This is a genomic window from Roseiconus lacunae, from assembly GCF_008312935.1.
Lineage (GTDB): Bacteria > Planctomycetota > Planctomycetia > Pirellulales > Pirellulaceae > Stieleria > Stieleria lacunae.
This window is the reverse complement of record NZ_VSZO01000001.1, coordinates 17,691-33,942: the sequence shown is the minus strand read 5'-3', so window position 1 is coordinate 33,942 and position 16,252 is coordinate 17,691. Positions and strand designations below refer to the sequence as shown.

Genomic DNA, 16,252 nt, shown 5'->3' with positions numbered 1-16,252 from the left:
ATTGATTCTGAAGGATCTTATCGAAGCTCGCCGACTATTGGTCGATCGCCGACTCGGCGGCGGTCGACTCGGCTGAATATCTGAACGGCTCGATGTCTGGATAAGCAGTCCAGGGTTGCCATTTCTCCGCGATCGTTTGGTAGACCTCCGGACGTCGCTGATGAAGCATTCGGTTGTTGCGACGTTGGATTCGAATTTCTTTCAAATCAAGATCGCCGACCAGGAACGCTTCTTCACCCGGTGCAGGTGCGGCATGATCCAACCGCCAACCTGGATACGAACAAATCGCAGAGCCACAACCGACGGATTGATTGGACGCGACGACATGGGTGCAGGTGATAAAGCTCGCCGCCTGAATCACGTGGGGCTCGACCATTCCACCACGAGCATTGACCCAAACCAGCACTTCCGCACCGCGCAGAGAGGGCATTTGGAAGCTCTCGAAAAAGTAACCGTCGTAACAGGTGAGCAAACCGATTCGACCGAAGTCCAAATCGATCACGCCATTTTCGTTACCGAGCACCATCGTGTGCTCACCTCGCTCTCCAGGTTCCGGTGGCCAGCAGTAAGGTGAGTTTGCCCCCAAGGCGGGATGCATTTTGCGATGCTTTCCAGCAACATTCCCTCCACGGTCGATTACCAACACCGTGTTGGCGTACGTCTTTGGTTTTGGTGGGTGTTTGATGATCTGACCGGGCAAATACTCCCACCCTCCGACGATCACATTGAGATTTCGCTTGCGAACTTGATCACGCAGTTTTTTGATCATCGGGTCATCAATGTGATAGGCGCCGAGAAGGTACTCCGGGAACACCAACAAATCTGCGTGGGCTTTCTCAGCACGGTCCATCCATGGGATGAGTTCGTCGACCGGATCATTTTCGTCGTTGAGTTTTGCCTGGTCGATCATCATCTGTGCCACCGCAACCTTCACGGTGTCCTGACGGCGTTTTAGTTCAGGAACTTGCTTCGCCTGCCTGGCGTGCGTCTCCTGGGCCTGGACTTCATCGGCGGCCCCCCAGCCAGTGATGACGCCGGCGGTGATCGCGATCGATAAACTCACCCATGCCAGTCGGTAGGTCAACATTCCTAAATCCTCCATCGAGTTCGTTCGAAGTCATGCGAGTATTCTCGGTCGAGACGCGACGACTTTGCTGCCATCCTGTGTGTTGCGACCTCACCGAATGATCGTTGTCACAACGAATGATCTAACGCAACAAACGTCGTGAACGTGGGACTTCGTCGAAAAGCTTGCATCGACGTGTGGGGGGACATCAAAAAAAATACGTTTCTCGCGTTAGTTTTCGCGAAAGCGCAACGATCTAGTCGTGATTGCCCCGCCGTATCCACCGCCTGACGTGTCCCGCCGATCTGAGTGCTTTGAGATGCAATTCGCTTCAGCCAACTCCACCGAACGTACCTGCAAATTATCTAGGCGCAAGTTTGGCCAGCTTGCGGCGGCAGCGGCGGTCGGGACGGCGGCCGAAAGTTCAATGCCTTTGGGAGCTGCTGCAGAGAGCGATGCAAAGCCATTCTCCGATGCCGTGGATCACCCGATCTCGGCGGCGGTGATCGGGTGTGGGGGGATCGCAACGCACCACGCTCGCGTCAATTTTGCGCCCTGGTTCCAAATCGATGCGTTATGCGATGTCGACCGCCGGCGCGCAGAGATGTACCGCGCGGTTGCCCCGGACGCGAAGACTGTGTGCTCAGACTATCGAGAGCTACTCGAACGTGATGACATCGAAGCATTCTTTGTTTGCACGCCCGATCACTGGCACACCAAGGTAACCATTGACGCGATGCGTCACGGCAAAAACGTCTACTGCGAAAAACCGCTGACGTTCTCGGTCGACGAAGGCCGTGTTGTGCGGCAGGTAGCAAATGAAACAGGCCGAGTGCTACAAGTCGGCACCCAGCAGCGGAGCGATCCGAAGTTTCAAACCGCCGTCGCGTTGGCCCGATCGGGGCGACTCGGTGATGTGAAGCGAGTCACCGTTGCGATCGGCGGTGGGCCATCGGGCGGCCCTTTCGAGACCGCCGACGTGCCCGATGGCCTCGACTGGGATCGATGGCTGGGGCAAGCACCGATGACCGACTACCTTGCCCAACGCTGCCACGGTTCCTTTCGGTGGTGGTACGAATACTCGGGCGGAAAGCTAACGGACTGGGGCGCGCATCATGTCGACATTGCGCTCTGGGCCCTCGGCTGGGATGCGGAAAAGTCAATCGAAATCGAAGTCCTTGACGTCGTGCACCCCGTCGCGATGAAGGACGGCTGGCCGACTGATCGGCAGAGTTTTAACACCGCGAATCGATTCACCGTTCGCTGCGTTCTTCCCGGTGACGCTGAGCTGATCATACGTGATAACGCCGCGGACCTCGGCTTTGACAATGGTATCCTCTTTGAATGCGAACGAGGCCGCTTCTTTGTTAACCGAAATCGCCTCGCGGGGAAACCGATCGAAGACTTGCGTCGCATACCGCTTACTTCACGAGAACGCGCCGACATCGGACTCGGGAACGACGCGGTCTCCCACATGGAAAATTTCTATCGAAGTTGTCACGGCCACGCGGTGCCGATCTCAGATTTTGAAAGCCATATACGTCATTTGAATGTGTGTCATGTCGCCAACATCGGACTGCGACTTGGCGAGAACCTTCGCTGGTCCGCCGCCGAGGCTCGTATCACGAATCATCCCCAAGCGAACGATTTTCTGGTTCGTCCTCAGCGATCCGGTTTTGAAGTTGTCTGAGTGAATCACCTCAAGAAGGACGAGGTAATCACCCGGATCATTACGAATGAAAACCCAACATATACCGGCGGCTAGCGCCTTGCCGCTCAGGATTCACTTACCGGCGGCTATCGCCTTGCCGCTCAGGATTCACTTACCGGCGGCTAGCGCCTTGCCGCTTAGGATTCACTTACCGGCGGCTAACGCCTTGCCGCTGAATCGGTGAGAACATCAAAAATGTGCGTTAGGTTGTTAGCATTGCCTACGAAAGGTTCTGTAGCCGAAGCATTCCCGTGGAGAAACGATGAATCGTGAACACCAATCCGATCATTCTCACCAAGATGATTTCGCGCTTTATTACATCAAGAATCAAGGCCGCGTTTATGCCTATATCGCGACATTGGTTCCCAATCGATCTGACGCCGAAGATTTGCTGCAACGAACCAGTCTCGTGATGTGGCAAAAATGGGATCGTTTTGACCCACGATACGGTTTCTTGCCCTGGGCGCGTGGTATCGCGCTCAATGAAATTCGCAACTACCTACGGAGAAGTGAACGGCGAAATGTGCAGTTGTCCGAAGCGGTGGTCTCGATGTTGGCCGAGCACTCTGAACAAGTCGCCGACTCGGATCGCAGTGAAGCTTTGTCGGTCTGTCTGCAATCGCTTGAGGAAAAGCAGCGGGCGTTGCTCGAAGGTTGCTACCTCGAATCGGCCGGTTGTAAGTCGACAGCGGAGTCGATGGGAATTTCAGTCGATGCGGTTTACATGCGACTCCATCGGATACGTCGCTTTCTGGTTCAATGCATCGAAGGGCGCGTCTCGGACGGTCTAGCGACCCAAGGAGTGACCGAGCAGATCACCAAACAAATCACCAAGCAAGGAGGTTTGAGCTGATGAGTGGATCACATCGTCGAGAGATGAGCCCACAAGAAGATGAGTTGATGGTGTTGGCAGGGCGTCACTGCGACGGCACGCTCTCACCGGATGACCTGAGCCGTTTGGAGGACCTTCTTGTTGAAGCTCCTGAGCTGCGGTCAAAGTACCTCGCGTACATGGAACTGAATGCCAGTTTGATGTGGCGTTATCGAACCGGCGAAGGCTTGCCCGCCGACGCTGCCGATGTTCGGCCGGATTCTTCGTCTCGGCCGTCGGAGCGGCGGCCGTATAGCTATCGAAATCCGTCCTGGATAAGACTCGCCGCTGCCGCCGTGATTCTTGCCATGTTCGTCAGTGTGGCCTACTGGGTGGGGCCAACGATCGATCGTTGGGTCGGTGTGAACGCAGATCAAACTACGGGGCAGAGATTGACCGGTGATTCACAAGAGATTCAGGTCGCGGTGCAACCAATAACTTCATCGCACGCCAATCCTTTTGTCGCGACGCTGTTGGATGCATCGTCAGCGGTTTGGGCGGGCGATGGCGACGCCGTCGATGTCGGGACGCGGATCCGTGCCGGAGAGATTCGTTTGGAATCGGGTGACGCCGAACTTGTTTTTGACTCCGGCGCAAAACTCGTCCTTTCCGGGCCGGCTCAATTGACACTTGAAACATCCTTGTCTGCTTCTCTAACGTCCGGTGCATTGGTCGCCCACATGCCAGAGACGGCAACGGGATTCCGATTGCGAACCGAATCGGCCGAGTTTGTCGATCAAGGAACTGAATTCGGCGTGATTGTCGAATCGGGGGGCCCTGCCGAAGTCCATGTGTTTCGCGGTCAGGTTGATGTCCATGGCGAAGGTTCATCGGAAGTCGTCGAATTGGTCGATGGCGAGGCGATGCGAATTGCTCATGCCGGTGACCAAGGCGAGCGGATCACTTATTCGAAGTCTCGGTTCGGCGGGCTCGCTTCTCGTGTCACGGCACCGATTCATTGGCCGATCAAAGCGGGCGGCAACGGGCATTACTATCAATTGATCTTGACCGATCATCCGGTGAGCTGGCACCAAGCCGCCCGTGATTCTATGAGCAGGCATCACCTGGGCATGCCGGGGCACCTCGCGACGGTCACCAGTGCCGAAGAAGATCGGTTCATCATCGAGAAGTTAATCGGAGAATCAATACCGCGTGGGATCTGGATCGGATTGACCGATGTTCTTCGTGAATCCCAATTCCGTTGGGTGACGGGAGAACCGGTCGGATATACCAATTGGGCGGCATCACCGGAGCAGCAACCGGACAACTATCGTGAAGCGGATTGGCATGGCGGAGAAGACTACGGCATGTACACCGCGACGGTCGGTAGCGAACGATCATGGGCTTGGAACGATCTAAGTATCGATAGTATCCACGAAACGATTTCAGCCTATTTGGTCGAGTATGAACCTCAGGTTGATGCATTGACGCAACGCACGATCACGCAGCCTCCCATTGAATGGTCGACCGCAAGCGGAGGCAACGGGCATCACTATCAATTGGTCTTATCGCTCGAGCCGGTCAACTGGAATGTTGTCCGAGAGCGCGCCGAACAATCCATGTTCAACGGACAGCACGGACACCTAGTCACGCTTGAGTCTCCCGGAGAAACCGCTTTCGTCGTCGACGAAGTTTTGCGTGTCTGCGGGATCTCCGAAAACATGATCGGCCTGACCGGTTCGAATCTGACCGGTTCAAAAGCGGAAGGCTTGCGTTGGATCAACGGAAATCCAGTCACCGACATCGCGGTCGGGAAACCGTATTTGCCCGCTGACCGGGTCTATGGCTTGTTGCGTTGGAACAACAACGAGGCTCGCTGGGAAGTCCAATCAAGAGCCATCGAGGTCCAGCCGGGAGCCTGGTTTGGATACATCATCGAATATCCCTAATTCCCATTGATCCGACACCGTGGTGCTCGCTGGGAGCCCACATCTTTTTCCGACTGCAGGAGTTTGAAATGCCGAATCGCCGATCCAAACGTGGCTTTACCCTCGTCGAATTACTGGTGGTGATCGCCATCATTGGAATCCTCGTGGGACTATTACTTCCCGCAGTTCAGGCTGCCCGCGAGGCAGCTCGAAGGATGAGTTGCAGCAATAACTTTCGGCAACTTGGATTGGCCCTTCACAACTATCACGCGAGCTACAAGCAGCTTCCCAAACATGGAACAGGAACTGGGCTCGCACCAGGATCGGGCGGCTGGGGAGAACCAACACCAATCGAACAGGCCTCTCACGAACGCTTGAGCATGCTGGTCGGCTTGATGCCCTTTGTCGAACAACAAGGGCTTTGGGATCAGATCTCGAATCCCAACCAAGACTATCTGACCACGCCTCCGGCAACAGGGCGGTGGAACCCCATGGGACCAGTACCACAGGACGAATTCGACTATATCCCTTGGATGACCGAGATTCCGATGTTGCGTTGTCCCAGCGACCCTGGTGTTGGTGCCCCGGCTCAAGGCCGCACCAACTACGGCCCCTGCATGGGCGACTCGTGTCATTCCGGTCTTGCACATGGTTGGAGTAACTGGTCGCTGACGGGAATCGATGCGAACATGGCCCCCTTCGTTCGATCGGCCGATCGCGGAACGTTCGCCTTTCGCCGAGCGACGAAGTTTCGAGATATCCTCGACGGACTTTCCAACACGATCGCGATGGGTGAAATCGTGACTGAGTTGGGCGACCGAGACATCCGCACCGCGGTATCGCTTGGCAATGGCGAAGATAACTTTGCGGTCGGTACCAACATGCCGCAAGCCAATCCGAATCATTGTGCCGACCAACGCCAAATCAGCCCCGAACGTCCGCGTTTCTGGTCCGATGGCACCGACGGAGGCACCCCGCCACCGTTCCTCGTATCGGACTATCCCGTGACACGTGGAATGATGTGGGCAAGCTACCTGCCCTCGGTTCAACAGGTCATGACAATCCTTCCCCCGAACCGTGAACTCTGCGGACCCAACTTGTTGGTCGTTCCCGGTGTCTACGGTCCCAGCAGTCATCATCAAGGCGGTTGCCACGTATTGATGGGTGACGGTGCGGTCAAATTTATCACCGATTCGATCGAGGCAGGAACGTCAAATGCTCCCGTGATCAGCCAACCTAATCGACCCGGGAGCCAAAGCCCTTATGGGTTGTGGGGATCCTTAGGAACCCGTGCGGCCAAAGAAACGATCGGCGAGGAGATCTAGGCCTTCGTTCCATTTGAAAAGGCGGGTTACTGTCTTCAGCCGACGGGCGTTAGCCCCGGTTATTGGACCGGATCCGCGGCTAACGCCATGCGGCTAATCCTAAAATCGAATGGGGACGAAGCACTAGTCCTTCGACGACAGTTTACTCGAACCACTTCTTCCACATCCCTTCATCCACCTCGTGATGTTCAAATCAATCTGCACGTTGTCTCTGTTTTGTTTTTCCCTAGCCATCGTCAGTGGTTGTGGTGGCAGTGGTAATCAAGTGGTCGAACCTCCTGATGAACAAAAGCTCGAAGCGAAACGGCAAGAGTTTGCCAAGTTTCAGGAAAAGATGGCTCGGCAATCCAATTTGCCCGGCCAACGATAACGCCCCGTAACAGAGCCTATGGATCAGGTGCGTCAATGTCAGCCGACGGCGCTAGCCGAGGTCCCCATCTTTTCGGGCCGCTGCCAACAAGCTGCTGGGCGATCAGCAGACATCACCGAACCATTGACACCATGACCTTTCAAACGAAGGAAACGCCATTGTTTAGACGGCTCATTAAGTCCGGCGTGCTTTGCCTTGGCCTCTTGGTGGGGCCGATCGCTTGCGGAGAATCACCTCAACCCTTCGCGGACTCTTATGTCCAGCAAATCAAGATTCGATTCGTCGATACAGAATCGGCGAAACAAGCCAATGTCAAGCCGTTGCCGCTCTTCGACGGGCATCATCGCGCGGTTTCCTGCCGCTGGGATGACAACTGGACCAGCGATAATCTTGGTGCCCGAACGGAAATGGAAGCGTTCGGTATTCGAGGAACGTGGTATCTCAACGGACGTACGTTTTCACCAGAGAACAAGCCCGCCGACTACTTGCCAGTGGCACAAAAACTCCTGTCTGGCGGAAACTCCATCGGAGGTCACTCTGAAACCCATCCTTTCATCACATACTTCCACAGCAACCGGACGTTCGCCGAAATGTCGAACGTTCGAATCGCCTGGGAAGCCGCACTCGACAGGCCGGTGATTTCCTATGCGTACTCCTTTGTTGATCTCGCGCCGCCCCCGGAAGGGAATGTCGTCCTCGATCGGACGCTGCGAACCCTTTCTCGGGCCGGGTACTATCACATCGCAGAATTTGTCGGATTCTTTGACAAGGTGGATCTACCGCATGAACTCAGTCCGATCATGCCCCCGGAAAATCAAACCTTCGAGCAATTCGAACAAGCGGTTCAATGGGCCTACGATGATCCGGAAGTCGGCGATCGTTCCCCGATGATTTCGAACTCGATGCATGCTTGGTACGGAACGCAACGCCTGCATTACGATTATTCCGAGCTTCGCAAACGCCTGAAATTCCTAGCTGATTTGAAAGATGTTTGGCACTGCAATCAAAACCAGTACGCAGCCTATCGCCGCCAGTATCGTAAGACATCGATCGAGCAAGTTTCTCGAAACAAAAAACAGATCGTCGTCCAAATACGTCGACCCAGATTATTGGACCTCAACGATACGACCCCGCTGACGTTTGAAGTCATCGGGGTCGACGCGAGTGATATTGAATTGATCGATGTGTCCGATGCAACCGTCACGCGTTCGTCAAACGATGATCGAACGCGAGTGATGTTCCACCTCGGCCATCCAAACGATGAAACACTCCCCGAAAAAATTGCTCACATCGCCAATCCAAGCAACCAACGCGATCGGCAAGGTTCCTCCGAAGACAACGACTTTCCATCGCTTCGAGGCCGCTTGGCAATCGACGGGAACACGTTGAAGATTCGAATGTCCTGGGACGAAGACGAACCGGTCCGGATCAATCGAATTCGGTGGCGTGTTCCGATCGCCTATCGAGTCGTCACCGAAACTCAACGAGCCGACCAAACCGTACCCCAGTCACTCATCGCCCAAGTTCAATTACGTCCCACCGACGCGTCTGACTTGTCCTGGGGAAACGAACACTTCGCCGCAGAAATTGACTTCGAATCCGAAGGTCAGTGTGGTCGGGTTCATTTGACCTGCCAGCGATCCGGAGAATCCCCGGATGAGTCGCTTCCACTAAATGGGTTTGCAATCCTTGGGCCTGTTCCGGCGCAAGCCAACTCAGAAGAAGAACTGATTCGTTTGGCTCAACAGAACTTTGCTGCCGAACGATGGGAAATACTAGATAGCCAAAGCTTGAGTTGGCGAACGAATGCCCGCGACGGATACATCAATCAAGAATGGATGAATCCAGAATACGTTCGCACGACGGGAACGTGGGATGCCGAATCGCCGACCTATGCGTTGCGAACGGTCGTCACTTCTCCCGATGATCGTCAAGCCGACTTGGTGGTCAGCCATCCGTCAATCACCACTGTCGTCATCAATGGCGAAGTGATTGAACCGTCGCACAATCACTCCGCACGCGTCACACTCAAGTCCGGTGAAAATACGATTGCAATTGTCTATCCGGGATGCCGATTGAACGTCGGCACGCAGCGTCTTTCTGCATGTTTCTTCCGTCTCGCGGACCCCGCGACCAGAGAACGTTTTCGTGACATCAAATATGCCGCCAATTGACGGTCAAAGGTTTTTGACTGTCCGTTCCCTTTCATTCATTTCCCACCCACTGCCTCGCCAGATCGTCTCCTACCGATGCTTCTGATACAGAATCCGACCGATCTCGACTTCGTACCTTCACCGTCAATGCACTCTTGGCGGGCGATGATAGCCGCAACACTTGTTTGTCTTAGCTGTGGCGTCTGCGCCGAGGATGCGTCGCAAACGTCCATCGCTGACGATGGATCAACCACGGTGAATGCGCCAGAACTTTGGCTCGGACATTATAACCCTGAACGACTGGGGAATCCGACCGAACGCTGGCCGGCGGCGAGCAAGGCGATCGATGGCATTGAGTTCTACATCAACATGATCGCTTACAAAGTCCCACGCGAGAACTTGACTGCTTTTTGTCAGTCACTTCGCATACATAAAATTCAAGTCGGCGTCAGTGGCGGCTACTTCGATTGGGAATCGATTCCCGAGGTGTTCACCGGTCAGTCAACCCAAACACCGATTCAGGAGAAGGTTCGCTTAAACGTCACATCCGGCGTGGGTGAATTGACCGCACGCGTAGAGATGAAAAAGTTGCAAAACCTGATCGATGCCGCCGGCGGAATCGATTTGATTGCGTTGGACGGCCCGATTCGCCGTTTGCTTTATCCGGGAGCGGACAATGGTCGGACAACTCCGAAGGGTGAAGCGGTCGGACTGAAGGACACGTCGCAAGCGGTCGAAGAAATCATCCGCTATATGCAAGTTTGGCAGGAGTCTCATCCGCAAATCAGATTTGTCGTCCTCACGAACTTTCCGAACTGGGGATGGCGAGGCGACATCGCCTATTGGGCCAGTGGTCCAGAGGGAGCTTATTGGGGCGATTACAAACCGGCGGTGGAACTCTTGATTCAACGTTGCCAGCAAGCCGGTGTGCGTTTGGAAGGCTTACGTGTCGACCATCCCTACGAATTCACAACGGGCGAATTCAAGCTGGCGGGGACCAAATGGCCGACTCCAATCCGTGATCCTAAAACGGTTGATTGGATGGCTCGTATTCGCGAACTTGAACAAATCACCCGTAAGGCTGGATTGCGATTTGAATTGATTGTCAACTCGGAATACGGCGGTGCAACCTCAAACGAAGCCTTCGCAAAACGCTCCCTCGAATACCTGCACCGTTACCACGAACACGGCGGACGTCCGGATCGCTACGTTCTTGAAGGCTGGTATCAGTATCCAAATCGCGTGGCCCCCGACACAGAAATGCATACGCTCAGCCACACGGCGTTAGAGTTTGATCGTCAAATCAACGCATTATCGCTGCCCGCTGCCCAATGATATTCCCTTGCGACAATCCCGGTGATTCGATGACCGCCTTCCTTTCACCAGTTGAAGCGGATCCAAGCAGCCGCACCACGCAACGACTGTCACGTCCGATCGGTACGCTAAGACGGTTTGGTGCGATGCTCCTTACCCTCGTGCTGCTCGCGCCCGCCGCGGTCGCACATGAAGGACACCTCGCGAAAAATCACTCGGGTGATGCGCCCCACGAACGTCGTGCCTATGAGCAATCCGAACAAGCGTTTCAGTTGTTTTCTTTCCTGCTTTCGCACTGGCCCTCCGACCTTCATGACGCCTTGATTCGACAGGCCTGGGAAGAACGCCAGTGGCTTCGCCAATCACCCGATGCGTTGACAGAGCAATCACTGCGCGACAAACGTGAACGCGTGGTACGGCAACTGCACGCGACCTTACCAGCGATCAAACTACGATGGGACGGTCGATCGTTGGCACCGCTCGATCCATCGACGAAACTTTCGTTCTGCCGAACGATCCCATCACCGCTGCTCGTCACAATCATTAACGATGATCATCGTGAGTTGCGACTTCGGATCAAAAACGCGACTGACTCCGCCATCGAAGCGACTTCGGCAGAGCAGTTCAACGTGTCGTCGCATACCGCGTCCAGCGTTTGCTTGACGCTACGCTACGACGCCGAAGCGGTGACTGACACCTTGCCTCTGCCGATGGTCGCATCGTCCGGTCAGCGTTTACGAGATGTCACGGTACCGATCGAGTTGACCGATCCGGCAACAATTCATGCAAGTGTCACTCTCAACGGACAGCCAACCGCATCGCGCGTCTTAGTGCGGTGCAGCGATGGCGTCTATCGCCACGGGGGAAGTTTGGCTAACAAGTCGACACTGACCGAAAAGCTGGTGGTCTACCCGCCGATCGATGTCTGGAAGAAAGTTCGCCACTTTTATGTCGATGGCGACGTATCGATGACTGTTCCACCGGGCCTTACTACCGTCACCGCCGAACAAGGATTCGAAGTTGAGCGTCAGCGAGTGGTAATCGATGCACAATCACGCCGGACAGGACGGCTACAGCTTCAATGCCAACCGATCAAAGACCTACCGCAAACCGACTGGGTTTCCGGAGACACGCACGTGCACTGGGTCACCAACCAATGGAACGTCGATGAACCGCTGGAACTTCTGTCTGTCGTCCAACGGGCTGAGGGAGTGCAAGTGGTCAATAATTTGACGTTGTTACAACGGCAAGCAAGCCATGCATTTATCAAACCATCTCAAGCACCGATGGGACCGATCGATGCGATCAGCGATTCCATTTATCACGTCCAGATGGGCGAAGAGTACCGAAACGAAGATCTGTACGGTCACCTTTGTTTTCTCAACCTCGATTGGCTGGTTCAGCCGATCGGAACTGGTGCGATCATCGCCGGTCCGGACGCGTTGGATTATCCACTGAATCGAACCGCAATCGAATCCTGTCGGCAGCAGGGGGGAATCAGCATTGAAGCTCACGGCACCGGTGGCAACAAAGATGTTCCCGTCAACGTAATCCATCGATTGACCGATTCACTTGATCAGATGGAACCCTCGGAATACTACCGGTTGCTGGACTGCGGTTTCCGTCTGCCGCTCAGCAACGGAAGCGATCATCCGGCGAGAACACTTGGTGCCGCCCGAACCTTTGTCAACGTCGAACCGCCGCTCTCATACAGTCGGTGGATCGAAGGGATTCGCGAGGGACGCACGTTCACAACCTCGGGGCCGATGATTTATCTCTCGGTCAGCGATGGCAAAATCGGTGATGTATTCGACACGGGACCGCAAGAACCGCTAAAGATCGTTGCCAAGTTCGTTTCACGCGACCGAATTGGCGTCGCACAGATTGTTTCTAACGGAACCGTCGTCGCTGAAAAACGGATCGATGCGAACCGAGGTGAACTAAAGCTGACGATCCCTGCAGAACACAGCCGCTGGATCGTGGCCCGATGCAGCAATCGAAACGACGGGCGATCCGACTTCGGGTTCGGGAATTTCAATGCGATTCTCGGTCCGGGAATCGGACACACCAGTCCGATTTACGTCACCGTCGATGGACAACCCCGTTTCGATCCAGCAGCTGCTGCCTATTGGCGGTCTCGAATCCGAGAGCACATTCGGGATATCCAAACCAAAGGACGTTTCGCAACCGATGCGCAGTTACATGAAGCGATCACGTACATGGAAGACGGCATCGCGATGTACGAACAGCTTGAATTGCAACGCAAGTCGGCTCGGTCACTTGTCGAGCCGTGGCAAACGATGCGAGACCGTTTGATCAACGTGATTCGTCGGTTCGGAGATCCCACGCGAACTGTCCAAACGATCCAACAATTGCATCAAGCCACCGGTCCACGAACGACTAAGAAGGCACTGGAGGAACTAACGCTACTGAAGGTTTCCGTTAATCCTGAATCGCGTGTCAAGATCGCATCGACACGCGATCGCATTGAGCTTCGTCAGGACCGTCCGCAGCGGTTTCTTATTGAAGTCGAAAACATCGCCGGAGTGACGGCGCCTCTGAATATCACCGGTTTTGATCTTTCGTTTGCCTCGCCGCTACCAGCCGATTGGTGTTCTATTCGAGTCATCGATAGCCCATTCACATCGATTTATCTCACCGGAAACCCAAACGAATACAAGGTAGTGGAGTTGACCGCCCACAAAGCCGGCCTTCGCGAGATCCGCTTGGTCGGTGATGCCGGCCAAGGAACCCAAGACCTCGGTTTCCGAGCGACAACGGATCTGTTGCTCGACGTAAAACCACGGCGTTGGGGATCGGCACCGTAGCGTTGTGATGCCGTCTATGATCTCGCCGTTTCACCTCGACCTATCCCACTCGATCCGATTCACTATGAACGCACTCGCCCTTTCCCATACGTTCTTACGACGAACCGTGGGGTTGCTCGCCTCGCTGACAATCGTCGTTTCTTCCGGCCTAGTCGCAGTGGCGGATGAACCGATCGCCGTTCCTGCCCAACCGATGCTTTCACAGGTGCATCGGTTGACCGAAGCGTTGGATGTGATCGGAAAACCGATCAGTGAGGCCGATCGGGAAATGCTCCAAGCAGCCCGGCAACTGAAGTCGGACCATCAAGTTACCCAAGCGGTCGAAAAGATTTTTGATCCGCTTTGCTTGGTGACCGTTCGGGTTCCACATTCTGGACCGGTGAATGTTCAGCCGGGAGCGGCCAATCCGGAACTATTAGAACAAGGTTGGCGGACATTTTTGGTCAAAGTTTTTAACCCGCATGGCCGTACCGGGCGTTTGTTTGTCGAAAGTCCAAACGCCCGTCCGCTACCGTATGCACCGGAATCCGAAGTCGGTTCGCGTTGGATGCAGGTATCGTCTTTCGAAGGCCAACCGATGCGTGCCAATCTGAGTGGACTGGCAATTGAATACCGGATCATTCAAATCTATAGCCGAGATGCAGGCCCGAAGTCGGCGATCCTTGAGTTCAATGTTACCGGTGATCCGAACGGCGATCGCGACTTGATTCGCGAATGGCGATTTGATGAGTCGACTGACGGCTGGAATGCGATGAACCAAGTCGATGTCCGTCAGGACAAGGGAGCACTCCTTTTCGACTCCAACGGCCCCGACCCTTTCATGGGATCCGAAGTCCAAGCGGAAGGCGGCCCGATGGTACTCCGTTTTTGGGCCCAAACCGAAGCCGAAGGGATAGGCCAAATGTATTGGTGGACCAAGGACGTTTCCTATGCTACCCCCGATCGGATCGCCAACTTCATCCTTGAACCAGGTGTCGCCCATCTTTATGAGATTCCGTTTCATGTCGACGGTGAACTCGCCGGCGTGCGTTTAGACCCGTTAATGAAACCGGGGACGATGCGAATCGATTGGATCGATCTCTATTCGGCCGAGCGAACTGAAAACTGGGTAAAGCATGAACTGAATTTCGCCTGCGAACCGGCGACGCAGGTTACGTTTCGTGTAATCGACGAAGAAGGCTTGCCGGCGGTGGCCAAGTTCGAAGTCCGTGATGATGAAGGTCGTATTTATCCGGCCCAGTCGAAACGCTTGGCACCCGATTTTTTCTTCCAACGCCATATCTATCGAGCCGACGGAGAATCTTTGCCACTACCACCCGGACAATACACGATCACTTGTTCGCGTGGTCCCGAAACGATTCCTGAAACTCAAACGATCACGGTCGATGAGCAACCGATTGAACTCGTCTACCGAGTCCGTCGTTGGGTCGATCCGTCAACTTTGGGGTGGTGGTCGGGGGATCATCACATCCATGCCGCCGGTTGCTTGCACTATGACAATCCCACACAGGGCGTTAAACCGAACGATATGATCCGCCACATTATGGGTGAGGACTTGAAGGTTGGCTGCTGCCTCACTTGGGGCCCTTGTTTTGACTATCAGAAACGATTCTTCACCGGCGAAGTTGCCGAACAGTCCGAGTATCCGTACACGCTGCGATACGACGTCGAGGTCTCTGGGTTTGGGTCGCACATGTCCGGACATCTGAATTTGTTGAACCTAAAACAGCAAATCTATCCCGGTGGTGAATCAAAAGACCACTGGCCGACGCTAGGACTGAACACCCTACGATGGGCAAAAAGTCAAGGTGCGGTCTGTGGGCCGGCGCACTCTTCGATCGGTCTGAATCGCTTCGTCGGTCGGCTTCCGGAAACGGAAGGCAAGGACGGCGAGCACCAGTTACCCAACTACAACATCCCCGCTTATGACGGGATTGGTGCCAACGAATTCATCGTGGACGTCACCCATCAAGTTCCCGGTCCAGACGGCAAACCGATTCCAGCGGTCGACTTCATTTCCGCGATGAATACCGAACGAGTCGCCGAATGGAACATGTGGTACCACGTCCTCAACTGTGGTCTTCGTGTCGCCGTCAGTGGAGAAACCGATTTTCCCTGCGTCAGCGGAGAACGGGTGGGGATCGGCCGTGTCTACGCCCAAGTTGATGGTGAGTTAACGTTCGCCAAGTGGGTTCAATCGATCGCCAATGGACGCAGCTATGTCAGCGATGGGTTCTGTCATTTGCTAGGTTTTGAAGCATCCAACGCAAGCGGTGATCAGGTGCAACTGGGAATCAAAGGCAGTGAACTCTCTGTCAAAGCTGGCGAGACAGCTAACTTTTCGGTCGACGCCTCAGCTTTACTTGAGTACACCGAGGCAACCGAAGTCGAGTTGATCGTCAATGGGCAACTGATGGCTCGTCAGACTCTTCCGACCGATGGATCCTTAGAAACGCTTTCATTCGATCACCAATTCGACGAAAGCGGATGGGTGGCATTGCGCGTTTTCCCGCACGCACACACGAATCCTATCTATGTCGTCGTCGACGGCACACCGATTCGAGGACCAATCGAAAGTGTTCGCTGGTGCCTTGCGGGTGTTGAGCAATGTTGGAAATCAAAACGTGACACCTATGCCGCCGCAGAACAGGCCGACGCGAAAGCCGCCTACGATCATGCTCGCGAATTTTACCAATCACTGCTGCGGTTGTATTCCAAGGACGACTAAACGCGAGAATTCGGAAAT

General features: G+C 54.8%; 10 protein-coding genes. 9 read left to right on the top strand and 1 reads right to left on the bottom strand.

Going from position 1 to position 16,252, the window contains the following annotated elements:
• Positions 1 to 34 precede the first annotated feature (34 nt).
• Positions 35 to 1,087: a carbon-nitrogen hydrolase family protein gene (locus FYC48_RS00100; protein ID WP_160149240.1), complete on the bottom strand. Its 1,053-nt coding sequence runs from the start codon at positions 1,085 to 1,087 to the stop codon at positions 35 to 37.
• Positions 1,088 to 1,493: 406 nt separating this feature from the next.
• Between FYC48_RS00100 and FYC48_RS00095 the strand changes: the two genes are divergently transcribed.
• The 9 genes from FYC48_RS00095 to FYC48_RS00055 all read left to right on the top strand — a co-directional run bounded on the left by FYC48_RS00095 (position 1,494) and on the right by FYC48_RS00055 (position 16,234).
• Positions 1,494 to 2,756, top strand: a complete 1,263-nt coding sequence (locus FYC48_RS00095; RefSeq protein ID WP_160149239.1) for a Gfo/Idh/MocA family protein — start codon at positions 1,494 to 1,496, stop codon at positions 2,754 to 2,756.
• 283 nt (positions 2,757 to 3,039) lie between these two features.
• Positions 3,040 to 3,630 (top strand): sigma-70 family RNA polymerase sigma factor, encoded by a 591-nt coding sequence (locus FYC48_RS00090; protein ID WP_149494686.1) that lies wholly within the window; start codon positions 3,040 to 3,042, stop codon positions 3,628 to 3,630.
• Entirely contained in the window at positions 3,630 to 5,537 is a 1,908-nt protein-coding gene (locus tag FYC48_RS00085; RefSeq protein ID WP_160149238.1) for a lectin-like protein, read from the top strand. Before FYC48_RS00090 ends, FYC48_RS00085 begins: the two co-directional genes overlap by 1 nt.
• A gap of 68 nt (positions 5,538 to 5,605) precedes the next feature.
• On the top strand, positions 5,606 to 6,841 hold the full coding sequence (locus FYC48_RS00080; protein WP_149494684.1) for a DUF1559 domain-containing protein: 1,236 nt from the start codon (positions 5,606 to 5,608) through the stop codon (positions 6,839 to 6,841).
• 184 nt (positions 6,842 to 7,025) lie between these two features.
• Positions 7,026 to 7,211, top strand: coding sequence for a hypothetical protein (locus tag FYC48_RS00075; protein WP_149494683.1), 186 nt, complete (start codon positions 7,026 to 7,028; stop codon positions 7,209 to 7,211).
• A 131-nt stretch (positions 7,212 to 7,342) separates the two neighbouring features.
• Positions 7,343 to 9,385, top strand: coding sequence for a polysaccharide deacetylase family protein (locus FYC48_RS00070; protein WP_149494682.1), 2,043 nt, complete (start codon positions 7,343 to 7,345; stop codon positions 9,383 to 9,385).
• A 75-nt stretch (positions 9,386 to 9,460) separates the two neighbouring features.
• Positions 9,461 to 10,699, top strand: coding sequence for a hypothetical protein (locus tag FYC48_RS00065; protein ID WP_160149237.1), 1,239 nt, complete (start codon positions 9,461 to 9,463; stop codon positions 10,697 to 10,699).
• Positions 10,696 to 13,506, top strand: a complete 2,811-nt coding sequence (locus FYC48_RS00060; protein WP_160149236.1) for a CehA/McbA family metallohydrolase — start codon at positions 10,696 to 10,698, stop codon at positions 13,504 to 13,506. Before FYC48_RS00065 ends, FYC48_RS00060 begins: the two co-directional genes overlap by 4 nt.
• A gap of 64 nt (positions 13,507 to 13,570) precedes the next feature.
• Complete coding sequence (locus FYC48_RS00055) at positions 13,571 to 16,234, top strand: CehA/McbA family metallohydrolase (RefSeq protein WP_149494679.1); 2,664 nt, start codon at positions 13,571 to 13,573, stop codon at positions 16,232 to 16,234.
• Positions 16,235 to 16,252: the final 18 nt, after the last annotated feature.